Origin of the sequence: Fibrella musci (genome assembly GCF_041321105.1) — a bacterium.
Classification (GTDB): Bacteria; Bacteroidota; Bacteroidia; order Cytophagales; family Spirosomataceae; genus Fibrella; species Fibrella musci.
The window spans coordinates 998,624-1,025,416 of sequence record NZ_JBGGWD010000001.1 but is presented as its reverse complement, the minus strand read 5'-3'; the positions used below and the strand labels follow the sequence as shown (position 1 = coordinate 1,025,416).

Genomic DNA, 26,793 nt, shown 5'->3' with positions numbered 1-26,793 from the left:
CGATACGGTTCAATATAAAGATATTGAAAAAGGCAACAGGCTAGCGCACATGAAGAGATCGGTCCGCTGGTGCGGCAAGATCTCTTCATGTGCCGGATGAATTTAGTTAAAACCCAATCTTGCCTTTTCGGTTGCCTTTTGTGTTGTGCTCGTTGGCCCAGTCGCGGAGTTCGGCGAGTTCCTTCTCGAAACCACCCGACAGAATCGGGAAGCGCATCCAGGTACGTGGGTCGAGGCTGTGGTCATCGAGGTGGAAGCTGGGTGCGTAGCGTTCGCGTTTCCACTGGTTGCGGCTCCACAGCTTGAAGAAGCGCTCGATCCAGATCATCAGTTTCTCCCGTTCGTAGTGCGCCTGCCCATCCTGGCCGTTGTAGCGGGCTTCGAGCCATTTCAGCACAGCAATGGGGTGTTGTTTGTCGCGAATGGCTACGTTCTCGATCTCATTCAACACGTCGTAGGGCATCAGGTCGTCTTCATCGGTCTGGTTGCGGTCGAGCGGGCGTAGTTCGGCGGTAGGCTGTAGCGTATTGACCCGATGCAGCCCTGCCAGTTTGATGCGGTCATTGGGCGACGCGGTGTTGACTACATTCAGTCCTTCTTCTTCGAGCCAGCGAAGCCAGCTACGCAGAAAGTGTTTGTCGATGCCCGTAATGGGCGAGATGCTGCCCGCCGTGTCGCCGTCCATCGTGGCGTAGCCTACGGCCGCTTCCGAGCGGTTAGACGTGCTCAACAGCAGCGCATTCTTGATGTTAGCCAGCATCCAGACACTCGGAGCACGTACCCGCGCCTGAATATTTTGCAGCGCCAGATCGTCGGTATCCCACGATAGCGTACGACCCAACTGCTCCTCGATCAGGCCCCGGTATGTACCCACCAGTCCGTCGATGTTGATGTTCATGAACGTAGCGCCCAGGCTCTCGGCCAGCTCTTTCGCCGACAGGTACGTATCATCAGACGAGTTTCGGGTGCCCTGGTAAATAGTCGTCAGCAGTTTGCCAACCATGGCTTCGGCGGAGTCGCAGTCCTGAATGGCTTTCAGGTTGTTCAGTTTACGCTTCACGCCCTCCAGCCCGATATTCTCCACGGCCATGCGCACCATCAGGTATACCGTGGCGGCAATCGCCGACGAATCGGCCCCGCCCGAGAGGCTCAGCACGTAGCCCTGCGACCGGCTTTTGCGCATGTAATCGAACAGGCCGAGGGCCACAGCGCGGGCAAATTCTTCTTCCTTGATGCTGCCAAAACGCTCCCAGGGCTCCAGTTCGGCTTTCTGAACGACCGGTGCGGTATCGGGCCAGTTGAACCGGTCGGTTACGCGCAGGTTTGGCAAGGCAAACGCCAGATTGCCCCGGTTCTGCGTCTGATTGAGCCGGGTTACGTCTACGTCGATCACCGCCGACACGATGTGCATGTCTTCGTAGCTAAGGCGCGGCCCCGACACCAGCAGTTCGCCGTTCGACGCCACCATGGCATCGCCATCGTAAATGGCCCGCCCGGCTTCGTTGCCCAACAGGTTGGTATACACGTAGCTAACACCAAATGACCGCGATGCATCGACAACCAGGCGCTCGCGGGTAACCGATTTGCCAAAGGCAAAGTGGCTCGCCGACGGGTTCAGAATAATATCTACGCCCCGTTCATACAGCGCCCGCCCCGGCCGGTTAGCAATCCAGGCGTCTTCGCAGATCTCGAAGCCGATGCGAATGCCGGACAGGTCGAACACCAGATCGCCGAACGGGTAAGAAAACTCGCCAATGTGGGTTTCGTCACGCACGCCTACCGTCCAGGGTTGGAACCAGCGTGGTTCGTAATGAATACCATTTCCGGGCAGATATTGCTTGGCTACGAAGCCCAGAATCCGCTTGTTCACAATGAAGCAGGCCGTATTGAAGGTGCGGTTGTTGTGCCGCATGGGCAACCCCACCGACACAGCAATATCGGCCGTATGCCCCACGATGTCGAGCAGCGACGCAATTGACTGATCGATGGTATTCTGCGCGTAGAACATGTCTTCGCAGTTGTAGCCCGAGATGCAGAGTTCGGGCAGACACAACAGGCTGACGCCCTGCTGCCGGGCTGCCTCAATGGCGTCGATGATGTTTTGGCGATTATGATCCCAGGCTAATGGTGTCTGATTCAACACCCCGGCGGCGACTTTGAGTAGGTTCATTCTGCGTTGGTGCAATGGCTATGCAAGCATAACGACGGTGATACATAAAAAGATTTTGTTGACCTAAGGCAACAAAAAACCCGGCTTACGGCCGGGTGGTACTTAAATGGCAACCTACCAGTTACGAATTGACTACAATATGTTGTTGTAGTAGATCCGCCATGCCGCTCAGATTCATCGTAGGCAAAACAATAGGATCAATACCTGCTTGGGTAGTTAGCGTACTGATATACGCCCTGATATAAGGAAATACAATAGCTGGGGCATTCTCAGTGAGAAATTTGGAAGACTGCGGCTCTGGTATGTTCGCATAAGTAAAGGTGGCTAGCGTTACCACCTTTATCTCTGCCTGCTGATTCGCATCAGTTGCTTCTACTTGTAATCGAAGCTCGAATTGCCCCGTAGAACTATGAATCTCACCAGAGGGTATAATCGATAACTGAAAGTCATATTCATCAGCACGGCGGAGAGACAAGTGACTTTCAACAACCAGAAAATCGATGAACTGGAATGTCGAGCGCACGGTAGTGTTCATGCCGCCATCGCAAAATTATACTCGCCGGAGCCTACAAGCAGAGCAGGGGCGGCCATCGTATAACGAATATGAGCGCGGTGGGCCGCAGGACTACATGAGAAATCAGCAACGAACGCTGCCGCCAGTGGGCCCGTACCGCTTTCCTGTTGCACTTCCTGCCAGAAAGTATCGAAGTCAGCTTCCGACATGTTAGCCAAGGCTTCCTCAAAACGTTCAATTATGCTTGAATTCATAGTACTAGATAACATACTTTTCCGGAAAAACTATCCGAAAAGTCTGCGAAAGTAGATTGTTTTTATTAACCAGACAAATCTGCACCCGTTGCCCAATGATTAACTGCTCTGGCCGCTTATGGTTATAGCGGATAGTAGAAACAGTACGTGGTTCGTCAAAGGCACGGATCGCGTGAAAAGGAAACGCTTTCAGCATTTTCATCGCGTTAATCACTTGTGGTACAGTTACTTCCGAGCGAGTACGTTCCCGCAAGGCTATGTATGCCCGCTCGAATAATTGCTGATGCTTGACATTGCCAAATAGATCAAACACAGTTTCATCTAAACGAATTTGAGAGCTACAAATCACGTACCCATTTTGACTGTAATAATCCCCCCAGTCGTGCGCCCAGTCTATGTTTGAGTCCCAGAAATAATAACCGTCACCCAACCAAGCATCTGGACGCTTGCAGACAAAAGGACCGTATTGCTCGATGTAGTCTGCGTTTTCTTGGTCTTCCAGCGTTTGGTACCCCGTTACTATCATGCCACTAATCTACTATCTAGGGACAAATTTAAAGTAAGGGTCCTTAGAATTCGCGACATGTGTATTCCGTATAACTACGGAATACATAAGGTTTTTGTCAATATCGTCTGATTCAACACCCCGGCGGCGACTTTGAGTAGGTTCATTCCAGGTATAGAAAGATTCAACAGGACGTGCAGCGTAGCAAATTACCCCTGCGAAGGTATAACAACCGATCGCAGAAAATGGGTTTACTGCGCTACCCAGCCGTCAATTTGGATAGGCACCTCGCCCCGGATGCCTGCCCAATCGGACCACTAACGTACCTGGAGGGAAGAATAAGCTGCCGCCCTGAAGGGGAAGGAAGCAGATAGAACCATTCAGTTGAATTATTTAGAAAAAATCTAAACAGATTGAATTTTTATTTGGATCAAATATAAACAAGGCCTACGTTTGCAGCGAACTCAACCAGTCGCCAGCGTATGTTCCTGACTTTACTTGCCTTGTCTGTTTGCCAGCAACCCACGCCACAGGTCGATTCGATCCGTGCGAAACAGCTTGATGCTGTGGTGGTTACGGCGACGCGAACTGAGCGAAGCATGGGCGCGCTGCCTATGCCGGTCACGGTGATCGGGCAATCGCAGATTCGGCAGTCGGGGAGCCTGCGCCTGAACGACATCCTGCGGGAGCAAACAGGGCTCGCCATCGTGAACGATCACGGGCAGGGCTTACAGGTGCAGGGATTCGGCCCCGATTATACCCTGATTCTGGTGGACGGGGAGCCGCTGGTGGGGCGTACGGCAGGTACGCTCGACCTGAGCCGCCTGACGGTCGGCAACATCCGGCAGATTGAGATCGTCAAAGGCCCGTCGTCGAGTCTATACGGCTCCGAAGCGCTGGCCGGCGTTGTTAACATCATCACCGACAATCCGGGCCGAACGAGCGGGAGCCTCTCGGCGCGATATGGGGCCAACCGAACGAGTGACCTTACGGGCGATGCATCGCTGAAATGGGGCAAAACCGGCCTCTATCTGTTTGGCAATCGCTACCAGTCGGGCGGGTATGACCTGAGCCCGGAAACCGCGGGCAACACCGTTTCGCCATTTCTTAATCACACCGTCAGCGGCCGCCTGACAACGGCTATCGGGAGTCGGTTAAAACTGGGCATGTCGGGTCGTTATTTTGCTGAACAGCAGAACAACGCCTTCGGCCTGACCGATCTGCGCGTAGTGGCGGGCGAAGGGACTGTTCGTGAATACACGATCAACCCGACGCTGACGCAGCAGGTGTCGGAAAGTTGGAAGCTGACGTATCGGTACTACCGAACGGGCTATCAGACCACCACCGGGCTGGCGTACCAGGATACGGGCGAGGCCTACGACGACAGCTATTTCCGGCAAACTTTCAACCGGGCCGAGGTTGTCACGGAACACACGCTACGGAAACGCCATTTCCTGACGGTGGGAGCCGGTTTCATTGGCGAGAGCGTAGAAGCGACCCGTTACCCGAGTCGGCAGCAGTTTACCACCCGCTACGGTTTTGCGCAGCTTGAATGGGTGCCCACGCAGCGGTTTACGCTCATTGCCGGCGGGCGTTTCGATGCGCACAGCCAATATGCAGCTCAGTTCAGCCCCAAACTGTCGGCCCGGTACGAACTGAGTCAGACGGTGGCGCTGCGGGGTAGTGCGGGTGTTGGCTTCAAAGCTCCCGATTTTCGGCAACTCTATCTCAATTTCGACAACGCCGTAGCGGGCTACAGCGTCTTCGGCACGCAGGAAGTGGCCGCGGGCATCGCCCGGCTGCAACAGCAGGGGCAGATCGCCGACATCCTGCTCGACCCGGCCCGCTTCGGTAGCATCAAGGCCGAAAGTTCGGTGGCCGTTAACCTGGGTGCCGTGGCCGACTTTCAGAAGAAATATGATCGGCCGCTCCGGTTATCGATCAACCTCTTTCGGAACGATATCCGTGATTTGATTGAAACACAAGTGGTTGCTCGCAAAACGAATGGGCAAAATGTGTTCAGCTACACCAACCTGAGCCGCGTGTTTACGCAAGGGGCCGAAGTCGACGGTAGCTACCGGCTGATGCTGGGCACGGGGCAACTAACGATCAGTAGCGGCTATCAGTGGCTGGAAGCGAAAGACAAGGCCGTTGTCGAGAGTATCCGCAACGGGCAACTGTTTCGGCGTAACCCAACGACGCTGCGCACCGAACGCGTTCAACTGGCCGACTACGGCGGGCTGCTGAATCGGTCGCGGCACATGGCCAATCTGAAAGCCTTTTATGAACTACCCAAACACGGGCTGGCGGCGTCGGTGCGGGGCGTGTATCGGAGCCGGTATGGCTTTGCCGACGTGAACGGCAACCTCATTCTCGACGAGGCTAGCGAATACGTACCTGGGTACGTTACCTGGCACCTGACGGCTTCCAAAACCATCAACAGCCTTACCCTTCAGGTGGGCGTCGATAACCTGACGGGATACACCGATCCCGCCCATATCCCTTCACTGGCCGGGCGGCTGTGGTATGCCAGCCTGCGGTGGAACTGGGCGCGTACAGCCAATACAACCAATTAATTAACTCAATCGATTTCAATGAAAACTACGGATCAATTGCTCCTCGCAGCAACCCTGCTTGTCACCACGTTTGCCTGCAAAAAAGACGATACCACGCCAACGGTTGTTCCGGTTCAGGCCCAGACCGTGAGCAACCTTCCCGCCGACCCCACAACGGGCGTGAACCCCACTACCGGCCAACCGACCGGCACCACCGGAAAGTACACGTTCTATAACCTGCGCGACAACAAAACGGTCGCCAACAGCGATTCGGCCACCAATAAATGGGACGTAGGCTTTCGGGGAACGAGCGTCATTGTCAACGGCGGCCCTATCCGGAGCGGGCAGGGTGGGGCTTACGTACACACAGGTACGTTCGATGAACTGACCACCATCCCCACATCGGCCACCTTCGCGCAGGACCAAACGCCGTCGTCGCTGGCTATTCCGGCCGTATCGGGCAACGGCTGGTACAATTACAATTCAGCCACGAATGTCATCACGCCCATTCCGGGCCGGGTGCTGGTGATCCGGACGGGCGACGGCAAATACGCCAAACTGGAGGTACTGAGTTATTACGAAAACGCCCCCGCGGCCCCCACATCGACCAGTCGGGCTCGCTTTTACACGTTCCGATACGCCTATCAGCCCGACGGCTCTACGAAACTCAACTAACCGACCATCGGGGTGTTGACCCAAGTCCTGGCGTGGCGACCGGCTGTTTGCTGGTCTGGTCGCCCGCTCAGGCACAAATCGTTTAACCAACTCTTTTCCAACGAACCGGGCCGCCGCCTAACCACGCTTATGATGCAGCATAATCATACGTTTAGAACGTTTGCCGAAACCGAATTCGGGTACGTCGGTCTGTGTGCCGGGTGCCGGGTCATCAACGTCGCGTTTCAGAACTCGTTGTTCTGCCTCACGCTCGATCAGTTCGAGGCGTTTGCCGTGATGATGCACAACCGGCTGGCTATGCGTCCCGTCAGCACCACCCACGGTAAATCGTTGATGCTGGCCACGCCCATGCCCAATTACTTCCTGCTGTTTTCCGACGAAGACCTGCGGAACCTGTGCGCTCTGCTGAGTGAAGCCGCGCCCGTGCTGGAAGCCGAGCGAATCCTGAGCCTAAGCCAACGTCTGAACTAACCCATTGGTATGAAAACTGACCCGCCCGCATCGCACCGCGTCCTTGTCGACGAACCCGGTTTGCTCTTGGCCCAATGCCGCTGCTGTGGCGAAATCGAGTTGTATTTCAAAACGTTCTCGATGGCCCTGAACCTTACCGACCTGTACGCGCTGATTCGTCGGCTCGATAGTTTGTCGACGGCCAAACGCTACCTCGTTGGGCTGCTCGACGTGCGCGACACGATGGTGCGGGCGGGCTTTCAGGCGATTGGCCTGCACCTGACTGAAGGCGAGCGCGATCAACTCCTGCGCGGTCTGCATCTGGCGTGCCTGCGCCTCGATCTGGATTTACTGACTCGCGGCCGATTGGCTTCGAATTAATACCACAACTCCCTGACACTGTATCATGCATTACTTGCGTAAACGAATGTTCGGCGTGCTGAACTGCCTGCTCGGCCTGCTGACCCTCACCGGGATTGCCCACGCGCAAACGCCACCCCGCATCGTTTCGCTCGACGGAACCGTGAGCGAAATTCTCTGCGATCTGGGCTTACAGGCCCGGCTGGTAGGCGTCGACGTGACGAGCACGTACCCGGAAAGCCTGCAAAAACTGCCCAGAGTAGGCCACAACCGCACCATTTCTGCCGAAGGTGTGCTGGCGCAGAAACCCACGCTCGTGCTGACCACCGAAAGGGCAGGTACGAAAGCCGACATGCTCGACCAACTGCGTTCGGCGGGCGTGGAAGTCGTCAGCTTCAAACAGGAATTTACGGTCGAGGGTACCAAAAAACTGATCACCGACATCGCCACGACCTGCCGCGTACCCAGCAAGGCGCGGAGCCTGGTCCGGCAGGTAGACACCGAGGTCGCCGGTGTGAAGAAAGCGCCTGGTCGGCCAAAGGTGCTGTTTATCTATGCCCGTGGTGCCGGTACGATGTTCGTGGCGGGGCGTGGCACACCCGTCGAGAAGATGATCGAGTTGGCGGGTGGCCAGAACGCTACCAACCAGTTCGACGATTTCAAACCCCTGACGGCTGAAGCGTTGGTGGGGGCTAACCCCGACGTGATTTTGTTGTTCGATAGTGGGCTGGAAAGCCTGGGTGGACCCGCCGGCCTGCTGAACGTACCTGGCATTGCGCAAACCGACGCGGGTAAAAATAAACGCTTCGTGACGATGGACGGCCATTTGCTAACCGGCTTTACGCCCCGGCTGGGCAAAGCGATTGGCGAACTGGCCCGCAAAATCGCTCCCGGCGGCACCCTGTAGGTATGGACGTAAACACGCTCGCCGCCCCGCCGCGAAGCCGCCCGGCTGACCCCGTGGTGACGCTCCACCGGCCCTGGCTGATGCCCGCGCTGGCCGTTGGGCTGTGCCTGACCTGCCTGCTATCGGTTGGGGTGGGTGCCGTTGCCATTTCGCCCGCCGAGGTGCTGGCCATCCTCGGGCATGCGCTGGGGCTGACGGACGCCGTCGATGAAACGAAAACGGTGATTCTCACTGGTATCCGGTTGCCGCGCGTGTGCCTGGGGCTGCTCATCGGGGCCGGGCTGGCCGTGGCGGGCGCCGCCATGCAGGGGCTGTTTCGTAACCCCCTGGCTGATCCCGGCCTGATCGGGATTTCGTCGGGCGCATCGTTGGCGGCGGTTGGGATGATCGTGCTGAAGGTGACGCTGTTTCAGAAGCTGAGTGGCCTGCTGGGTTTCTACGCGCTGTCGCTGGTGGCGTTTGGCGGTGCCTGCGGGACCACCCTGCTGGTATATCGGCTGGCGCGGGTGGCGGGGCGGTCGGTGGTAACGACCATGCTGCTGGCGGGTATTGCTATCAACGCGCTGGCCGGCGCCCTGACGGGCCTGCTAACGTACCTGGCCACCGACGAGCAGCTACGTACCATCACATTCTGGGCGCTGGGTAGCCTGGGTGGTGCCACCTGGACTACCGTACTGACCATCCTGCCATTCACGATCGTCGTGCTGCTGGGCCTGCCCCGACTGGCTAAGTCACTCAACCTGTTGGCCCTGGGCGAAAGTCAGGCGGCGATGTTGGGCGTACACATCACTGGCCTGAAACGCCGGGTTATCGTGCTGGCAACGCTGGCCGTAGGTACGTCGGTGGCGGTGGCGGGCATCATCGGGTTCATCGGGCTGGTCATTCCGCACCTGATCCGGCTGGTGGCCGGGTCTGATCATCGACGCGTGCTGACTGGCTCGGCGCTGGGCGGCGCCCTGGTGCTGACGGCTGCCGATGCGCTCGCCCGGACCATCGTGGCCCCCGCCGAATTGCCCATCGGTATTCTGACGGCCCTGCTGGGTACGCCCGTTTTTCTCTGGATGCTCATCAACGAACGGTCAACAACCTAAGCCATGCTACAAGCCAACCACCTGTCCTACAAAATTGGTCCCCGACTGCTCGTGAACGATGTGTCGTTTGGCGTTCGGTCGGGCGAATTACTGGCGATCGTCGGGCCAAACGGTGCGGGTAAATCGACGCTGCTCAAGCTCTGCGCCCGCGAAATGAACCCGGATGCTGGCACCATCGATGTGCTGGGTACGTCGTTACGAACCTACACCAGCGCCCAGCTGGCCCGGTTTCGGGGAATGTTGCACCAGCAAAATCCGCTGACGTTTCCGTTTCAGGTGGGTGAACTGGTGTTGATGGGGCGCTCGCCACACTATGGCGCGCACCCCACCGCCGCCGATCACGCCATTGCCGAGGCCGCGCTCGACATCGTGGGGATGCGGGCGTTCAGCCACCGCATTGTGCCTACGCTCTCGGGGGGCGAGCAGCAGCGCGTGCAACTGGCGCGGGTGCTGGCGCAGGTCTGGGACGTACCCAACGGCCTGTTGTTGCTCGACGAACCCACCACCGGGCTCGACCTGCTGCATCAGCATCAACTGCTCGACGTGGCCCGGCAAATGGCCCGCCGGGGCTACGCGGTAATCGCGGTGCTGCACGACCTGAACATCGCCGCCCAGTATGCCGATCAGCTCCTCATGCTCAAAGCAGGCCGGCGGGAGGCCTACGGTACGCCGCGTGAAGTACTCACCGAACCCCTGATCGAGCGGGTATTTGGCCTGCCGGTTCAACTGCTCGACAATCCCTGCCATCAGTGCCCACTGATTGTTCCTATTCCCAACTTTCAGTCAACTTTTAGCCATTAATCTGCTTCCGACATAATGACGACCGACACACTTTCGCTTAAAGACCGCTGGGCTGATTTTCGCCAGCAAAACCCAAAGACACGCATCCGCGATGCCGCCAACCAACTCGGTGTATCTGAAGCCGAACTGCTCGTTACGGGCGTAGGCGAAACCGTAGTCCGGCTCTCGGGCGACTTTCGCGAGCTGCTCAAACAGGTTACCACGCTGGGGTACGTGATGGCGCTGACCCGCAACGACGCGCTGGTACACGAACGCAAAGGCGTCTACGAAAAGGTATCGTTTACCAACCACGTAGGGCTGGTGCTGGGCCCCGACATCGACCTCCGGCTGTTCATGCAAGGCTGGCGATGGGGCTTTGCCGTCAACGAAAATGAGCGGCGGTGCCTGCAATTCTTCAACGCACAGGGCGGGGCGATCCATAAAATTTACCTCACCGAACAGTCCGATCTACAGGCCTACGAAACCCTCGTTGCTGCATTTCGGGCCGACGATCAGTCGGATAGTCTGCTTGTGGAAGCACCGGCCGAAAAAACGGTCGATCAGCCCGATGCCGACATCGACGTGACTGGTTTTCAGGCAAGCTGGCTGGCCATGCAGGACACGCACGAATTTTTTGGGCTGCTGCGTCAATACGGCGTCGGGCGGCTACAGGGGCTACGGCTCGCTCCCGAAGGCCACGCACAATTACTATCCATGGATGTGCTGAAACAGGTGTTTGCTACGGCCGCCGGGCGGGCGGTACCCATCATGGTATTTGTGTCGAATCCCGGTTGTATTCAGATTCACACCGGTCCGGTGATGAAGCTGGTTCAGATGGGGCCGTGGTACAATGTGCTCGACCCGACGTTCAACCTGCACCTCAACGAAACCCTGGTTGATCAGGTTTGGCTTACGAAAAAGCCCACGGCCGATGGCGTCGTCACGGCGCTTGAGCTCTTCGACAAAGACGGCCAAAATCTGGCGCTGGTTTTCGGCGAGCGTAAACCGGGTAAACCTGAGCTGGAAAGCTGGCGCGCGGTCGTGAACGACACCCTGGCGCAACCCGCCTGATCGTTTGCCGGTTTTACATTGTTGATAATCAAGCAAAAAGCGTCTATTCCGACGTAGGAATAGACGCTTTTTGCTTGACTGATAAGGGGAGGCAGTTAGCATACCGCTACGCTACCAACCGACTCACGTCACGTACCTGTAGGCCTGAGTACGCCGGGTTTGGTGGGCCCACCAGCACGGCCTGCATGCCCAGACCCGCCGCACCAACCATATCGCGCTCGACGCTGTCGCCGATGAACAACGCCTGATGCGGGGCTACCCCCAACGTACCCAGCATGAGCTGGAAGAGTGTAGGGGCGGGTTTGATGCTGCTGTGGTCCGACGAAAAGACGAGGTACTCAAACAAATCGTGAATACCGCACTGCGCGAAAGCCTCCACGAACAGCGCCTTTCCCGACCACAGGTTGCTCACCAGTCCCAGCCGGTGCGTCTGGGCAAGCTGGCGCAGCGCCTGGCAATGGCTATCGGGTACGTGCCCCAATTCATGCCGGGCAAACACATCGTGCAGCCGCGTCAGTTCGGTTTGTGGCAGGCTCATCGCCGTCAGCGTTTCGGCAATGTACTGGTCGGCGGGCCGAAAATTGTCGTAATAAGCCGGGTCGCCATAGTGGTCGCTCATGCGGCACCAGGTGTCGTGAATGACCTGTTGCACCACCCGATCGCTCAGGTACGTACCGCCGAGTTGTCGGTAGGTTTGCGCATAGTCTTCGTCGGCTGAAAAGCGATTTCCGCCAAACATCAGCGTGTCCATCAGATCGAAGAGCAGGACGTCGAACTGGTTGATAAAACGGGGTGGCATCTAGTTGTCGTCGGGGCCGGGGGCGTTGTCGGGTGTCATCAGCTCGGCGGCACCGGCGGGCTTTTCTTCCTCCGGGTTTTCGTCCATACCCAGAGCCGATTCGTCGGGGTTGGCTAGTTTCGATAGGTTGGGTAGCTCTTGGCTGGCCTCGTTGGGTTGATTCTCCATGTGCGTTGTGTACGGGTTTATTCCGATTGTTTATCACGAACTAAACTACCTCGCAACGGCTTGGTTTGATAAGTCGAGCCTGCTGGTTGGCCCGTTGGCTAAGCAAACGGTGCCTAGCGCGGCGATCACCAATCGCTACTGGCTCGATTTTAGTTTATAAAGGAGGTACCACCCGTAATTGCTTTATGAAACGAGTTACCCGAATTCTTGGCTGGAGTGTAACCGGAGTTGTCGCGCTGGCGCTGGTGCTGGTCGCACTGGCCTGGGTGTTCGACTTCCGCCAGACCGATGAAGAACTGCGTGCCGAATTTGCCGGACAACGCATTCAACCCACAGTCCATCATTACCAGATTGCCGACCGCACCATCCGGTATATGGAAACGCCTCACCTGCCGGGTAAACCCACGGTGGTGTTTGTGCACGGCGCGCCCAGCTCGCTCTCGTTTTTCAACGAATTTTTCAAAGATACGACCCTGCTCGACCGGGCACAGCTAGTGGCCGTTGACCGGCCCGGCTACGGCTATTCGGATTTTGGGCGGGTCGAGCCGTCGGTGGTGCGGCAGGCCGAATTGCTGCAACCGCTCATCGACCGCTATAAATCGTCGTCGTATCTGATTATCGTGGGATCGTCTTATGGCGGATCGGTGTCGGCGCGGCTGGCCATGAACAACCCCGGCGTGATCGATCAGGTCGTGTTTGTGTCGTCGGCGCTGGGGCCGGGCCTCGAACGTACCTACGACATCAGTTACCTGGTCGACAAAGAGCCGATCAAGTCACTGACGCCACCCCTGCTACGCCTGGCCAACGACGAAAAACTGGCCCATCGCAAGGCGCTGGAAGCTATTCTGCCCGATTGGCCGCGCATTACGGCGGGTATCACCATGTTGCACGGGCTACGCGACAATCTGGTGTACCCAACCAACGTCGCCTTTGCCAAAAAGCAACTGCGCAACGCCCGCTTCAAAGAATTTATTCTGCCCGAAAGCCGCCACGATATTGTGGTGAACAAGCGCGATTACATCGCCGATATTCTGCTCGACATCCTGCCGCCCGCGCCACAGGCGTCGATCTCGTTGACTCGCCACCCGTAGAACCGATCAGGCCGCCGTTGACTCCGGCAGGTATAGTCGGAACGTGCTTCCTTTATTTAGTTCGCTATCAACAGCGATGGTTCCGCCGTGGTTTTCAGCTACTTTCCGGCAGATGGCCAGCCCAACGCCCGTGCCGGGGTACTGACTCCGCCCGTGCAGACGCTGAAACACCTGAAAAATGCGGTCGGCAAATTTGCTGTCGAAGCCAATGCCATTATCCTGAATCGTGATCTGCTGAAAATGAGTTGCCTGTGAGGTGACTGTCGCGTTGTGGGGTAGTTTGGCGCGCGGAACCCGCCGCGCTTTGATCACGATATGCGGGGGCTGATCGGGTTTATGGAACTTGATCGCGTTGGAGAGCAGGTTCTGCAACAACTGTTTAAGTTGCCGATGATCGCCCGTTACGGTTGGCAGCGGATGGGCTTCTACGGTTGCCCTGGTTTCCTGAATGACGACATAGAGATCATCGAGGGCTTCCTGAAGAAGTTTATCCAGCGACAGCTGATCAAACGAATCCTTGTGCGTCGAAATGCGCGAATAATCAAGCAAGTCTCTGATCAGAAGCGACATGCGATTGGCAGCGGCCTGCATTCGCAGGAGCAGGTCGAGGCCGTCATGACTGAGCTGATGGCCAAATTGCGTGTTCAGGACATCGCCAAACGACTGGATTTTGCGCAGGGGTTCCTGCAAATCGTGGGAGGCTACGTAGGCAAACTGCGCCAGGTTATCGTTGGAACGGATCAGCTCCGTGTTAGCCGCGGCTAGCTCCTGCCGTTGCTGATGATTCTGCGTGACATCGAATACGACAACCAGACACCCATCGCCTGACTTAGCCACCGAGAAATCGTACCAGATGCCGTCGATCAGCCGTTCGAAGCGGGTAGGCTTGCCCGTTTCGATAACCTGGCAATAACGACTGAATACGCTCGTCTGTTGCACACCCGGAAACCGGGCCGATAACGGTGTATTTTTGTAGGTGTCGGGGCTACCTCCCAGCCAGTCGGCGGCGAGTTGGTTGATCATCGACATCCTGAAATCGATGATGTTGCCCTGCTCGTCGCGGATGGCATCGTGCTGCACAATAGCCGTAGGGGCCGTGTTCATCACCTGCCAGAGCGTGTCGGCCTGATGTTGGTTGACCAACTGCGCTTCTTTAAGCTGGGTGATGTTTAAAGCCGATACCGACAGGCGTTCGGGCGACAGCAGTTTGATACGAATGTCGAACCACTCACGGCCTTTCGGCGTATTGATCGGCACTTCCAGTTGCTGAGGTTCGCCGGTGGTTACCGTATGTACATAACCTGCAAATACCCCATTGTGCTTATCGTAGGGAAATACGTCCGAGACAAGTTTATTGATAACCTCATCGGGCGTCCGGTTGAACAGGGCCAACGCTGCCTGATTGGCGCTCAGCACCCGAAAATCAACCACCTGACCCTCGTTGTCGCGCACGGCCTCCGAAATGGCCAGCATAGACGGTAGGGTGTCTATCAACTGCTGGAGTTGCTCGGTATACCGCTGCTGAGACAGCTCGGCCGTTTTCAGTGAAGTAATGTCGCTGAAGGATTCGATCAGGCCATCGCCCTGCCGAACGGCCTGTGTGTCGTACCAGACATCGGTGTCTCCGTCCTGATAGTGTTCCTGAAACCGCATGGGTTCGCCAGTTTCCACCACCCGCACCCAACGGTCAAACACACCGCTTCGTTTAGTGCCGGGGAAGAGTGTCAGTAGCCGTTGGCCTTCGATCTGGCTGGCGCTGAGGCCCGACCAGAGTTCAACTTGTTGGTTGACGATCGTGTACCGAAAATCGATGATCTGACCTGATTCGTCACGGACAGCTTCCAGGGCAGCAATGGCCGTAATCGCTTTATCGAGGAGTTGCCGTGCGTCGTCAGAAATCGACGAAGACGTTGAGGTTGTCATGAAGAGGAACGGAGAGGAACAAGACGTAGGCTTACCTGTAAAGATAGGACTTGAAACGGACCTATGAAGCGTTCTGGTAGAATCGCTCATTCCCTAAGTTACAAACCCTATCTTTGCCTTTTCATTTTTTACGGGTATGACCATTAAAACTAAAAAGTACGCCTTAGACCAAAAGACATACATCAGCCTGGCGTTCCGTCGCTGGATTCGCGACAACTGGCTGTGGAGCGGAATACCGCTGGCCCTCATCCTCATCAATGCCATCCTAAACTTGACGGGCATCTACCCGAATTTCTGGATTTATGTCGTCGTGATTTTACTCACCGTGCTGTATGTGCTGTTTTGGGCGGTGCAGTTTACGGGCGTATCGCAGTCGGAGCAGTTCAAGCCGATGTTCGACAAATACATGTATGAAATCGACAGCCGCCACATTCTGATGAAGCTGAACGCCAAAGAAGGCGGTATGATCAAGTGGGATATGATCAAAGCGGCGGTGAAAGATAAGGAAGCCTATGTGCTGCAACTCGGTACGGGCGGCGACCCCGCTGCCATAGGGCAACTGAACCCGCTAATGAAGTACGTAGCCAACCAGATGGGGCGGGCGCAGTTCCTGTATCTGCCGTTCTCGATCTTCAACAGCGAGAGCGATCAGCGGTTTGTGGAGATGCTGCTGAAACGCAAAGGCCTGCTGCCCGACGAGACCAAATAAAAAAAAGGGTACGCGAACAGGGGGGGATACACCGTTTGACGTTTGATGTCTGCTGTTTGATGTAGTTGGTCGAACCAGAACAACCTCAAACGATAGACGCCAAACGTCAAACCAGTTTAGTATGACCCAACCCGCCCAACCGCTCTGGACACCCGATGGTCGGTTTCAGAACCAATCGCGGTTGAAACACTTCATCGACTACCTCTTTGTTAAGCAGGGCCTCTACCTCCGCCATTACGACGACCTCTGGAACTGGTCGGTAACCAACATCGACGATTTCTGGGAAACCATCGTTGAGTATTTCGATGTGCAATTTCACACGCCCTACCGCGAGGTGATCGACCGGCCCCGGCACGGCATGATTGGCACGCAATGGTTCCCCGGCGCTACCGTCAGTTACGCCGAACACATTTTTCGCAACGCCAACAACCAGCACCCGGCGTTGCTGTATGCATCCGAACAACATCGCCTGCGCGGGCTGTCGTGGCCCGAACTGACGCAGCAGGTGGCCGCGCTGGCCGAATGGTTGCGTCGGCAGGGGGTGGGCATCGGCGACCGTGTGGTGGCGCTGCTCCCCAACGTACCTGAGGCCGTCGTGGGCTTTCTGGCGACGCAGTCGCTGGGGGCCGTCTGGGCTAGTTGCTCGCCTGATTTCGGCACGGCCAGCGTACTCGATCGCTTCCGACAGATCGAACCGACCGTCTTGCTGATGGCCGACGGCTATACCTACAACGGTAAACCCATCGACAAAACGCCTGAGCTGGCGCTGATGCAACAGGGCCTGCCCACGCTGAAAAGCATCGCCTGGGTGCCTTTCCTGAACCCCGGCGCCCCGGCTCCTACTGGCACAACGGTCTGGGCCGACGTGCTCGATACGCCTCATCCCGAGCTAACCTTCACGCCCGTGCCGTTCGATGCGCCCATGTGGGTGCTATTTTCGTCGGGAACTACGGGGAAGCCCAAAGCCATCACGCACAGCGTAGGCGGCTGCCTGCTCGAACACCTCAAAACGCTGGCCCTGCACCAGGATGTGCACCTGGGCGAGCGGTATTTCTGGTATTCGACCACCGGCTGGATGATGTGGAATTTCTCATTGGCGTCGCTGCTGCTGGGAGCCACGTTGGTAATCTACGAAGGCTCGCCCGGCTACCCCGATCTCCATCGGCTCTGGCAACTCGCCGAGCAGGCGCAGATCAATCACTTTGGCGGTGGCGCGGCCTTTTACCTCGCTTGCATGCGGGCGGGTCTCAAACCGGGTGGTGTGCAAAACGGACGATCGGTTGGCCTGCGGTCATTGCGCAGCATCGGCTCGACCGGCTCGCCCTTGCCACCTGAAGGCTTCCGCTGGATCTACGAAGCCGTTCGCCCCGATGTCTGGCTCATCTCGTTCAGTGGGGGCACCGACGTGTGCAGCGGTTTTGTGGGCGGTAATCCCCTGCTGCCCGTGGTAGCGGGCGAAATTCAGTGTCGGCTGCTGGGCTGCAAAGTAGAAGCGTTCGACGAGCAGGGCGAACCCGTGCGCGAAGCCCTCGGCGAGATGATGATTCTCGAACCGATGCCCTCCATGCCGATTTATTTCTGGAACGACCCCGGCCATGAACGCTATCAGGCCAGTTATTTCGAGCAAAATCCCGACATCTGGCGGCATGGCGACTTTATCAAAATCACCGACCGGGGCAGCGTCATTATCTACGGACGCTCCGACGCCACGCTCAACCGCGATGGCGTGCGCATCGGTACCGCCGAAATTTACAGTGCCGTCGAAAACCTGCCCGAAATCGCCGACAGCCTCGTGGTCGGTATTGAACGGGAGGGCGGCCACTACCAGATGCCGCTGTTTGTGGTGCTACGTGACGGCTATACCCTCACTGACGAGTTGCGGCAGCGGATTCGGCAGGCGCTACGTACCCAGTATAGCCCCCGGCACGTACCTGACAGCATTTATCAGGTGGCCGACATTCCGTACACCATCAGCGGTAAGAAAATGGAAACGCCCGTGAAGAAAATTCTGATGGGGCAGCAGGCCGACCGTGTTGCCAGCCCCGACACCATGCGGAACCCCGGCGCGCTTACGGCCTTTGAAGGACAGACCTATCAGGTCTCGTAGTAGCTTTCATGCAACGAAACGGCTTGTGTTGACGCCCTTGTTTGGGGTGTATATTGGTCAGTTTCCTATCTGCCAATACACCGCCCAAACAAGGGCGTCTTGGGAAAGGCACTGGCACGTCAACTGTAGGCGCGGTGATACTTGCCGGCCAGACCAGTCATCCCTGCGAATTGATTGGCTTTTCGCTTGATATAGAAAACATTATTCAGTCATTTTAGTGTTACGCAGGTAAGACAGCAATCTGATTACCTCAACGATGAGAAACGAAGACCCATCTAGCCACGGCGGACCGGAGCACATGCCCGATAAGAAGCCCATACAAAACGACCGCACGATCGTTCGACTACCCATGCTGCTCGGCCTGACGCTGGCGGGGGGCGTGCTAATCGGGGCATCGTTTTTTGGCGGTACCAAAAACCTGAACAACATCGGTAAGGGGTATTCTAAATACAAAGAAATTTTGCAACTGATTGAAAACAACTACGTTGACTCGGTGAATACCGACGATCTGGTTGATTTTTCGATTAGTAAAATGCTTGAAAAACTGGACCCCCATACGGCCTACCTGAACCCTACCGATGCCGTAGCGGCCCGGTCGCAGCTGGAAGGCGGCTTTGATGGGATCGGTGTTGAATTCAATATATATAAAGATACCGTCTATGTGGTGACGCCGCTGGCCGGTGGCCCTTCCGAAACGGCGGGTATCCAGAGTGGCGATAAAATTCTGCAAGTCGACGAGACGAAACTGACGGGCAAGGCCATCGACAACACGGCGGTGTTTAAAGCCATGCGCGGCAAACGCGGCACCGAAGTGAGGTTGACGATCCTGTCGAAAGGGCAGCAGCCCCGCGTGGTCACGCTCACCCGCGATCGGATTCCAACCTACGCCGTCGACGCGGCTTATATGGTCGACGCGAAGACGGGTTATCTGAAAGTCAACCGGTTTTCGGATTCAGCCTACGAAGAGTTCAAAAATGCCCTTGCCAGCCTGAAACAGCAGGGCATGAAGCAATTGGTGCTCGACCTACGCAACAACCCCGGTGGCTACCTCGACCGCGCGACCAACATGGCCGACGAGTTTATCGAAGGCAACAAACTGCTGGTGTATACCGACGGGAAAGAAGACCGCTACGACCGGAAATACCACGCCAAACTGCCTGGACAATTTGAAGATGGCGCCCTGATTGTGCTGATCGACGAAGGCAGCGCGTCGGCTTCGGAAATTGTGGCGGGCGCATTGCAGGACCACGACCGGGGCTACATTGTGGGGCGGCGGTCGTTTGGGAAAGGGCTGGTGCAGATGCCCGTGCAGCTTTCCGATGGGTCCGAACTTCGGCTGACGATCTCGCGCTATTATACGCCTACGGGCCGCAGCATCCAGAAACCCTACGTACCTGGGCAGGAGGGTGACTACGAAAAAGAACTCGACCTGCGCTCAAAACGGGGTGAATATTACATCGCCGACAGCATCAAAAACGACCCCAAAAAGGTGTTTAAAACCGATAAGGGACGGACGGTATACGGTGGTGGTGGCATCACGCCCGACTACTTCGTTCCCCGCGACTCGAGCTGGCAGACGGCTTACCTGGGTCAATTATACGCCAAGAACATCATCCGTGAATACGCGCTGACCTACGCAAATGCCAACCGCAAACAACTGGAAAAGCTGCCGTTTGCCGAGTTCGACAAAGCTGTTAACCTGACCGACGCGCAACTGGAACAGCTCACTGCCGACGCAAGCGCCGAAGGCGTGAAGTTCAACGCGGCGGAGTTCAACCGGTCGAAAGATTACATCCGCACACAGGTGAAAGCCCTGATTGCCCGCTACGTGTATCAGCGAAACAACAAAGGCGGACAGAACAACGAGTTCTACCGCATCGCCAACCAAAGCGATAACACCTATGTGAAGGCGTTGACCCTCTTCGATCGGGCTCGCCAACTAGAGTTCGGCTCAAACGGCGTGTCGAAGAAATAATGAATAGTGTATAGTGTAAAATGAATAATGGGCTGGCGCGTCTTTTTCCTGCGCCAGCCCATTATTCATTTTACACTATACACTATTCATTGCTTCGGCTTTTTCTCGGCTGAATGAATGTCCCGGAAGTGATCCATGATGCGACCCCAGAAACGTTTGCCGGGACGATCTTTCTTTGCTGACGCCGTTGTGGTCGTGACTCCTGTTGTTGAGACGGGTTTCGTTGAGCTGGGCTTCGAATCGGCAGGTTTGGCTTTTGTTGCCGACGCGGGCTTAGTACTGGTGGCTACACCTCGATCAACCGATTGATTGGCAGCGGCTAAGGTCGGCGTCGTTGTGAGCGTTACCACGAAGAGGCTGGCCGTGGTTGCCGTCGAAATCCAGAAAATTCTCATAGAAGGATACAGAGTCACAAGGTAGTTGGTCAGGCGTTCTTACGAACATTTGAGCAAGATATAATTATTACACGATGCTTTTGCATCTAAATTGTGGAAAATTTAAAATATTATTTTGTCTACCGAGTAGATAGCCTTTCTTCAGCCGAATCGGTGTAGCTCAGTATATCCGTTAGGCCCTGTGAATCTGTTATCTTTGCCCCATTCGTTTACAACATCATGTTCGAGAACCTACAGAGTAAATTAGATAAAGCCTTTAAAACCCTGAAAGGGCAGGGGCGTATTACCGAAATCAACGTGGCCGCTACCGTGAAAGAGGTGCGCCGCGCCCTCACCGACGCCGACGTTAACTATAAAGTAGCCAAAGACGTGACGGATCGGGTGAAGGAAAAAGCCCTCGATCGCAAGGTCCTGATTGCCGTAGAACCGGGGCAACTGTTTGTCAAGATTGTGCAGGAAGAACTGACCGACCTGATGGGCGGCGAAGCCCAGCCAATCAACCTCAAGGGCGATCCGGCGGTGGTGCTGATTGCTGGCCTACAGGGCTCGGGTAAGACCACATTCTCGGGTAAGTTGGCCAGTTACATCAAGAAACAGGGCCGTAACGTGCTGCTGGTAGCCTGCGACATTTACCGTCCGGCGGCCATCGATCAGCTGAAAGTGCTGGGTGAGCAGGTGGGCGTTGAAGTCTACAGCGAGCCAGACAACAAAAATGCCGTGCAGATCGCGCAGAACGCCATTAGCCACGCAAAAAAGACCAACAAGAAAATTGTGATCGTCGATACGGCTGGTCGTTTGGCTGTCGACGAGGCGATGATGCAGGAAATTGAGCAGGTCAAAAAAGCCATCAACCCCTCGGAAACGCTGTTCGTCGTTGACTCGATGACAGGGCAAGACGCCGTCAACACGGCCAAGACCTTCAACGACCGCCTCGATTTCGATGGCGTGGTACTGACCAAGCTCGACGGGGATGCCCGCGGTGGGGCGGCGCTCTCGATCCGGGCGGTGGTGAGCAAGCCGATCAAGTTTATGAGCACGGGCGAGAAAATGGAAGCCCTCGACGTGTTCTACCCCGATCGGATGGCCAGCCGGATTCTGGGCATGGGCGACGTGATCTCCCTGGTTGAACGGGCACAGCAGGCGTTTGACGACGACGAAGCCCGCCGCATCAACGCCAAGATGCGCAAGAACCAGTTCGATTTCAACGACTTCCTGAGCCAGTTGCAGCAGATCAAGAAGATGGGGAACATCAAAGACCTGCTCGGTATGATCCCCGGCATGGGCAAGATGGTGAAAGACCTCGATCTGGACAATGCTTCGTTTGCCCCCATCGAAGCCATCATCAGCTCGATGACGCCGAAGGAGCGCGAACGCCCCGACATTATTGACAAGAGCCGAAAACGCCGTATCGCGCTGGGCTCAGGTACGTCGGAGCAGCAGGTAACCAACCTGTTGAAGCAATTCGACGAGATGCGTAAGATGATGAAGAAAATGAACCAGATGCAGGCGTCGGGCAAGCTGGCGAAAATGATGAAATAAAGGGAATGTATGACAACTGATGGCGCATCAACAGCGCCATCAGTTGTCATCTACCTCTTCCACCTTCTATACTACATGAAACAACTCTTCCTGTTTGCCTTGCTTGCCCTGCCGGTCACGGTGTTTGCTCAGGCTTCGGTAGCTTATTATCCGTTCAACAGCTTCGGCCTGTTTACAGTAAGTACCAACCCCAACAACCTCGTTTGGCTCGACGCCCGCCTGCAAACCAACTCTATTTTTGAGCAGCTCAGCACGACGTTTTGCCCGATGGTCAATGTGAAGCGCACCGAACGGGTCAATTATTACGTAGGCCCCGGTATCCGGATCAACGCGTTGAATGCCGTCAATGGCGATAAGGTGCTGGAAAATTACTCGCTGCACGTGGGGGTACGGGCCGCTCCGGTCGAAAGCCTGCCTAATCTGCGCGTTGCGTTTGAAATCTCTCCTTCGGCTGCGGCCAATTTCAAGTCGGGCATTTTTTATACGTACCTGGGCTTCGCCTGGCAGTTCAGGAAAAAAGAGTAAAACCAGAAAACCTATAAGGACTAGGCGTCCCCGTTTCAAACCTTATAGGTTTTAGTAAGCTACCATCTTTTAATTTATTTTTAGCCCGCTCGTTGCCACGTTGAGCGGGCTTTTTGCGTTTTACTAATACCTCTATACAACAAACACTTATGCTCTGTAAAACGCGTTCAAGTCACGCGCTAGCTGTGGTGGCATTGGCTACTACGGCTCTCCTAAGTTCATGCAAAAAAGACCCAGTCGAGGTTAACCCGACCGGGACGACCAGTACCGCCAGCACCAGTTATATCAATAACTGGATTCTGACCAACATGCGGGATGCGTATTACTGGAACGACAAGATTCCGGCAAGCCCCAACCTGACGTTAGCACCCGCTGACTTCTTTGCGTCGCTCCTCAATACGTACAACGCTACAACGAACCCGCAGGGTGACCGGTTTTCCTGGATTCAGGAAAGTGCTGCCGAGCTGACGGCTTCGCTGAATGGTGAATCCAAAACAACGGGCATGGATTTTACGCTGATTCTGACCGCGCAAGGATCGACCGACGTGGTGGGCGTGGTAACCTATGTGCTGCCCGGCTCACCGGCCGATTTGGCGGGTATCAAGCGTAATGACCTGTTTTATTCGGTCAACGGTGTCGTGCTGACGACCGATCAGGCTACGTTGAACAAGGCTTTTGCCGACGAGAGTGTGCCTCAGACATACGGATTTGCGGCCATACAGAACGGCGCCGTCACGCGCACGACTACCACCAAAACTGTGACGCCGATTGTGTTTCAGGAGAATCCAATACTCAAGGATTCGGTCTATACCGTCGGGAATCGTAAGATCGGCTATCTGCTCTATAATCAGTTTGTGCCAGGCCCTAATGGCTCATCGATAGCTACTTACGACAATCAGTTCAAAGCGGTATTCGGCAAATTCAAGACGCAGGGGGTGAACGAATTGATTCTCGACTTGCGCTACAACGGCGGTGGGTACGTTAGCTCATCCATCGAGTTGGCCAGCCTGATTGCAAAAGGCATTAACGGACAATCCAATGCGCTGTACTACCGCCAGGAAGTGAACCCGACACTGACAGCGCAACTTAAGAAAGAGGGCAATGGACTGGAATCGCTTAACCAGTACTTCACCCCTCAGGCCAATAACATTGGCAGTCAACTCAACCGGGTGTATGTGATTACCACGCGCCGCACCGCTTCAGCCAGCGAGTTGATTATCAATGGACTACGCCCCTACATGACGGTCAATACCATTGGGTCGACATCCTACGGCAAAAATGTGGGCTCGATCACGATCAGTGATAAAACGAATACTGAGAACAAATGGGGAATGCAGCCTATCATATTCCGTTCGTTCAACAAGAATAATGAATCGGATTATTGGACGGGCTTTACGCCTACGGTAGCTGTGAACGAACCGTATGGTGCACTGGTGCCGCTGGGCGACCTCCGCGACCCGCTGCTGGCTACGGCAATCAACCATATGAACGGTCTTACGGGCGGTCGGCAGGCCGCGAGCCCCGACCTGACGGTAGGGTCGTCGGATGATTTCAAACCCGGTGCGAACAACATGTTCATCACCAAACCGATCCGGTAGTTAGCGAATAACCAGTCGCCGCGTGAGGTAGTGCGTAGCGCTGCTGGCGGTGAGCAGATAAACGCCCGATGGCAGAGGATGTTGCGGTAACAGCGTCACCTCGCCGTCGGGCGTTTGCTGTTGCTGGCAGTCGATTCGTTGGCCCGCGAGGTTAGTTAGCCGGTACATGGGGTCATCCAGTCCCTGGGTACGTACCTGAATGCGCTCGGAACTGGTGGGATTGCCCAGCAGCGTGAGCATAGGCTGATTCGGCTCGTACCGCACCTCGATCGGTCGGCTCCAAGTAACGGTGTTGTCTGGTCCGATCTGGCGCAGGCGGTAATAGTTGAGGCCGGGCCGGGGGTGGGCGTCGGTGAACGAGTAGGTACGTTGCTGGCTGGGTACGTCGGTGGCTGGCAACGTACCCAACTCCGCAAACTCGCCCGATTCGGTGCGGCGCTCGACAGCAAACAAACTGCCATTCGCTGCGCTGGCCGTTTGCCAGATCAATTGGATCTTGTCGTGCTGAGCTTCGCCCCAAAACTGGGTGAGCGAGAGTGGTAATGAGCCGCTGATGTCGCGGATCAGGAAGTTATCGAACTGGAAAACAGCGGCGTAAACATCATCGTCGATGCGCAGCTTGAAGTCGGTCATTGTCTGTGTTGGCGTCAACACAGGTTGATCGCTGAATACGCGGTTCCCGCCAACCCAAAGGTCGTACTGGTCGTTGAGCAGTTGTTTGCTACCGCCGCCCGGTTGCAGGTACGTAATGGGAAAACCGGTATTGTTCAGTACAAACGTAATCTGTTGTTTGCCTGTAAAGGTTGCCGAGTTACCCCCGCCGCCCCCGCTGGGAATGTTCCGCACGGCAAAGGCCTGACCCGCCCCGGTGAAGCTGATGCCAAAGCGGGCATACGTTTCGGCATTAGAAGGGTTTCCTACGCCGTTGCTGAATGCCGTTCCCAGGTAGAATAAGAGCGCGCTATTACCGGCTACGGTGGTTGTTGAGACTACCTCAAAATCGAACTGGATATAAAGCGAAGTCGGTGCGGGTGAAAAATCGGTGGTGCGCGAAAAATGCCCGGTCGTGCCGCTGACCAGCCGATCAAACTGGAGGGCTCCGTTTACGATAGAGACCGCTCCGTTGGGGCCATTGATACCGTTGAACTGGTGGGTGTTGGGTGTGCTGCTGACGTAGTTGGCAGGGGTGCCCCCTGCGTTGAAATCCTGTTGGAACAGGACCGACTGACCAAACACGCCATTGGTCATTGCGACCAACAGGGCACAAAAAAGCAGTAGTTTCATGGTGTGACGGTGGATTTACGTGTCACCAAACTACTACCTTTTAACTATTTATCAAATACCTTAGTAGGTAAATGTGCCGAATTCGCTTGTTACCGTGACTTGTTTTGTGTCAGCGGCTTCGACGTGGCCAATTATCTGGGCGTCAATACCAAACGAACGGCTAACGTCGATAACGGTTTGCGCGTGTTCGGGGGCGAGGTAGACCTCCAGCCGGTGCCCCATGTTGAAGACTTTGTACATCTCCTGCCAGGGCGTTTGGCTTTCCTGCTGAATCAGCCGGAACAGCGGCGGGGCAGGGAAGAGGTTGTCTTTTACCACGTGCAGGTTGTCGATGAAATGCAACACCTTGGTTTGCGCACCGCCTGAGCAGTGCACCATGCCGTGAATCTGGCCGCGTAGTTGATCAATCAGCGTTTTCACCACGGGCGCGTAGGTACGTGTCGGCGACAGAATCAGCTTCCCGGCCGGTACTTGCTCGCCATTGCCGACATCCACCAAATCCGTCAGTTGTTTGCTGCCGCTATAAACCAGCGTCCGGTCGACGGCGGGGTCGAAGCTCTCGGGGTAACGGTCGGCGAGGGTATGCGACAGCACGTCGTGGCGAGCCGAGGTCAGGCCGTTGCTGCCCATGCCGCCGTTGTACTCCGTCTCGTAGGTAGCCCGCCCGAAGGAGGCCAACCCTACAATCACGTCGCCGGGCCGAATCTGATCATTGCTGATCACATCGGCTCGGGGCATGCGGGCAATGACGGTGCTATCAACGATAATCGTGCGGACCAGATCGCCCACGTCGGCCGTTTCGCCGCCGGTGCTGTAGATGTCGATGCCGTGGTCGCGCAGTAGTTGCAGCACCTCTTCGGTACCGTTGATGATGGCGGCGATCACCTCACCCGGAATGAGGTTTTTGTTGCGCCCTATGGTGCTCGAGAGCAGCATAGGCCCCAGCGCCCCCACGCAGAGCAGATCGTCGGTATTCATCACGACGGCGTCCTGTGCAATGCCTTTCCAGACGCTCAGGTCACCGGTTTCGCGCCAGTAAAGGTAAGCCAGCGACGATTTGGTACCGGCCCCATCGGCATGCATGATAGTGCAATAGGCGGGGTCGTTGGCCAGTATATCGGGGACAATTTTGCAGAACGCTTTCGGAAAGAGCCCTTTGTCGAGTCGGGCAATGGCGTTGTGGACGTCTTCTTTATCGGCAGAAACGCCCCGTTGCGCATAACGGTCGGTCATGCCCGCAAAGATAGGGCGCAGGGCTGCAAGGAGGCAACCAAAGTAGGGAATAAGCCAAAAGCCCACTCGATCTTGACGACGAATGGGCTTTCAGGGCTGTGTGCGCGTGAATGGT

Annotated in this window: 26 protein-coding genes; 16 read left to right on the top strand and 10 right to left on the bottom strand. The window is 56.2% G+C overall.

The window, feature by feature from the left end; all coding sequences use genetic code 11:
• Positions 1-106 precede the first annotated feature (106 nt).
• The 4 genes from nadE to ACAW74_RS04105 form a co-directional block, all read right to left on the bottom strand.
• Positions 107-2,170, bottom strand: coding sequence for an NAD(+) synthase (gene nadE / locus ACAW74_RS04120; protein WP_370696923.1), 2,064 nt, complete (start codon positions 2,168-2,170; stop codon positions 107-109).
• A gap of 121 nt (positions 2,171-2,291) precedes the next feature.
• Positions 2,292-2,705: a protein-export chaperone SecB gene (locus ACAW74_RS04115; protein WP_370696922.1), complete on the bottom strand. Its 414-nt coding sequence runs from the start codon at positions 2,703-2,705 to the stop codon at positions 2,292-2,294.
• Complete coding sequence (locus ACAW74_RS04110; protein WP_370696921.1) at positions 2,702-2,938, bottom strand: hypothetical protein; 237 nt, start codon at positions 2,936-2,938, stop codon at positions 2,702-2,704. Before ACAW74_RS04110 ends, ACAW74_RS04115 begins: the two co-directional genes overlap by 4 nt.
• Positions 2,939-2,942: 4 nt before the next feature.
• Positions 2,943-3,464 carry a hypothetical protein gene (locus tag ACAW74_RS04105; protein ID WP_370696920.1) on the bottom strand — a complete coding sequence of 174 codons (522 nt, stop codon included), beginning with the start codon at positions 3,462-3,464 and terminating at the stop codon, positions 2,943-2,945.
• 461 nt (positions 3,465-3,925) lie between these two features.
• Between ACAW74_RS04105 and ACAW74_RS04100 the strand changes: the two genes are divergently transcribed.
• The 8 genes from ACAW74_RS04100 to ACAW74_RS04065 all read left to right on the top strand — a co-directional run bounded on the left by ACAW74_RS04100 (position 3,926) and on the right by ACAW74_RS04065 (position 11,332).
• The gene (locus ACAW74_RS04100) at positions 3,926-6,019 is read left to right on the top strand and encodes a TonB-dependent receptor plug domain-containing protein (protein ID WP_370696919.1); all 2,094 of its coding nucleotides are present in this window, start codon (positions 3,926-3,928) and stop codon (positions 6,017-6,019) included.
• 18 nt (positions 6,020-6,037) lie between these two features.
• The gene (locus ACAW74_RS04095; RefSeq protein ID WP_370696918.1) at positions 6,038-6,673 is read left to right on the top strand and encodes an HmuY family protein; all 636 of its coding nucleotides are present in this window, start codon (positions 6,038-6,040) and stop codon (positions 6,671-6,673) included.
• A 129-nt stretch (positions 6,674-6,802) separates the two neighbouring features.
• A complete protein-coding gene (locus ACAW74_RS04090) occupies positions 6,803-7,144 on the top strand; it encodes a DUF6686 family protein (RefSeq protein WP_370696917.1) in 342 nt (113 codons plus the stop codon).
• 9 nt (positions 7,145-7,153) lie between these two features.
• Positions 7,154-7,504 (top strand): hypothetical protein, encoded by a 351-nt coding sequence (locus ACAW74_RS04085; protein WP_370696916.1) that lies wholly within the window; start codon positions 7,154-7,156, stop codon positions 7,502-7,504.
• Positions 7,505-7,529: 25 nt separating this feature from the next.
• Positions 7,530-8,390, top strand: a complete 861-nt coding sequence (locus ACAW74_RS04080; RefSeq protein WP_370696915.1) for a heme/hemin ABC transporter substrate-binding protein — start codon at positions 7,530-7,532, stop codon at positions 8,388-8,390.
• A gap of 2 nt (positions 8,391-8,392) precedes the next feature.
• The gene (locus ACAW74_RS04075; RefSeq protein WP_370696914.1) at positions 8,393-9,481 is read left to right on the top strand and encodes a FecCD family ABC transporter permease; all 1,089 of its coding nucleotides are present in this window, start codon (positions 8,393-8,395) and stop codon (positions 9,479-9,481) included.
• A gap of 3 nt (positions 9,482-9,484) precedes the next feature.
• Positions 9,485-10,282: a heme ABC transporter ATP-binding protein gene (locus tag ACAW74_RS04070; RefSeq protein WP_370696913.1), complete on the top strand. Its 798-nt coding sequence runs from the start codon at positions 9,485-9,487 to the stop codon at positions 10,280-10,282.
• Positions 10,283-10,297: 15 nt separating this feature from the next.
• Entirely contained in the window at positions 10,298-11,332 is a 1,035-nt protein-coding gene (locus ACAW74_RS04065) for a hemin-degrading factor (RefSeq protein ID WP_370696912.1), read from the top strand.
• A gap of 106 nt (positions 11,333-11,438) precedes the next feature.
• Here the strand turns inward: ACAW74_RS04065 and ACAW74_RS04060 are convergent, their stop codons facing one another.
• Complete coding sequence (locus ACAW74_RS04060) at positions 11,439-12,131, bottom strand: HAD family hydrolase (protein ID WP_370696911.1); 693 nt, start codon at positions 12,129-12,131, stop codon at positions 11,439-11,441.
• The gene (locus ACAW74_RS04055) at positions 12,132-12,299 is read right to left on the bottom strand and encodes a hypothetical protein (protein WP_370696910.1); all 168 of its coding nucleotides are present in this window, start codon (positions 12,297-12,299) and stop codon (positions 12,132-12,134) included.
• Between ACAW74_RS04055 and ACAW74_RS04050 the strand changes: the two genes are divergently transcribed.
• The gene (locus ACAW74_RS04050) at positions 12,298-12,459 is read left to right on the top strand and encodes a hypothetical protein (protein ID WP_370696909.1); all 162 of its coding nucleotides are present in this window, start codon (positions 12,298-12,300) and stop codon (positions 12,457-12,459) included. The two genes, ACAW74_RS04055 and ACAW74_RS04050, sit on opposite strands and share 2 nt — an antisense overlap.
• A gap of 25 nt (positions 12,460-12,484) precedes the next feature.
• Positions 12,485-13,390: an alpha/beta fold hydrolase gene (locus tag ACAW74_RS04045; protein ID WP_370696908.1), complete on the top strand. Its 906-nt coding sequence runs from the start codon at positions 12,485-12,487 to the stop codon at positions 13,388-13,390.
• A 6-nt stretch (positions 13,391-13,396) separates the two neighbouring features.
• On the opposite strand, the gene ACAW74_RS04040 is transcribed toward ACAW74_RS04045, so the two are convergent.
• Positions 13,397-15,313 (bottom strand): ATP-binding protein, encoded by a 1,917-nt coding sequence (locus ACAW74_RS04040; RefSeq protein ID WP_370696907.1) that lies wholly within the window; start codon positions 15,311-15,313, stop codon positions 13,397-13,399.
• A gap of 136 nt (positions 15,314-15,449) precedes the next feature.
• Between ACAW74_RS04040 and ACAW74_RS04035 the strand changes: the two genes are divergently transcribed.
• The 3 genes from ACAW74_RS04035 to ACAW74_RS04025 all read left to right on the top strand — a co-directional run bounded on the left by ACAW74_RS04035 (position 15,450) and on the right by ACAW74_RS04025 (position 20,104).
• On the top strand, positions 15,450-16,022 hold the full coding sequence (locus ACAW74_RS04035) for a YcxB family protein (RefSeq protein ID WP_370696906.1): 573 nt from the start codon (positions 15,450-15,452) through the stop codon (positions 16,020-16,022).
• A 121-nt stretch (positions 16,023-16,143) separates the two neighbouring features.
• The gene (locus tag ACAW74_RS04030) at positions 16,144-18,129 is read left to right on the top strand and encodes an acetoacetate--CoA ligase (RefSeq protein ID WP_370696905.1); all 1,986 of its coding nucleotides are present in this window, start codon (positions 16,144-16,146) and stop codon (positions 18,127-18,129) included.
• A 256-nt stretch (positions 18,130-18,385) separates the two neighbouring features.
• Entirely contained in the window at positions 18,386-20,104 is a 1,719-nt protein-coding gene (locus ACAW74_RS04025) for a S41 family peptidase (RefSeq protein WP_370696904.1), read from the top strand.
• Between the two features lie 86 nt (positions 20,105-20,190).
• Here ACAW74_RS04025 and ACAW74_RS04020 read toward each other — a convergent pair whose 3' ends face one another.
• Complete coding sequence (locus ACAW74_RS04020) at positions 20,191-20,499, bottom strand: hypothetical protein (protein ID WP_370696903.1); 309 nt, start codon at positions 20,497-20,499, stop codon at positions 20,191-20,193.
• A gap of 219 nt (positions 20,500-20,718) precedes the next feature.
• On the opposite strand from ACAW74_RS04020, the gene ffh reads away from it, so the two are divergent.
• The 3 genes from ffh (at position 20,719) to ACAW74_RS04005 (ending at position 24,161) form a co-directional block, all read left to right on the top strand.
• Complete coding sequence (gene ffh / locus ACAW74_RS04015) at positions 20,719-22,038, top strand: signal recognition particle protein (protein ID WP_370696902.1); 1,320 nt, start codon at positions 20,719-20,721, stop codon at positions 22,036-22,038.
• A 75-nt stretch (positions 22,039-22,113) separates the two neighbouring features.
• A complete protein-coding gene (locus ACAW74_RS04010; protein WP_370696901.1) occupies positions 22,114-22,563 on the top strand; it encodes a hypothetical protein in 450 nt (149 codons plus the stop codon).
• A gap of 149 nt (positions 22,564-22,712) precedes the next feature.
• A complete protein-coding gene (locus ACAW74_RS04005) occupies positions 22,713-24,161 on the top strand; it encodes a S41 family peptidase (protein WP_370696900.1) in 1,449 nt (482 codons plus the stop codon).
• Here ACAW74_RS04005 and ACAW74_RS04000 read toward each other — a convergent pair whose 3' ends face one another.
• Positions 24,162-25,445 (bottom strand): T9SS type A sorting domain-containing protein, encoded by a 1,284-nt coding sequence (locus tag ACAW74_RS04000; RefSeq protein ID WP_370696899.1) that lies wholly within the window; start codon positions 25,443-25,445, stop codon positions 24,162-24,164.
• Between the two features lie 60 nt (positions 25,446-25,505).
• Positions 25,506-26,678 (bottom strand): AIR synthase-related protein, encoded by a 1,173-nt coding sequence (locus ACAW74_RS03995; protein WP_370696898.1) that lies wholly within the window; start codon positions 26,676-26,678, stop codon positions 25,506-25,508.
• Positions 26,679-26,793: the final 115 nt, after the last annotated feature.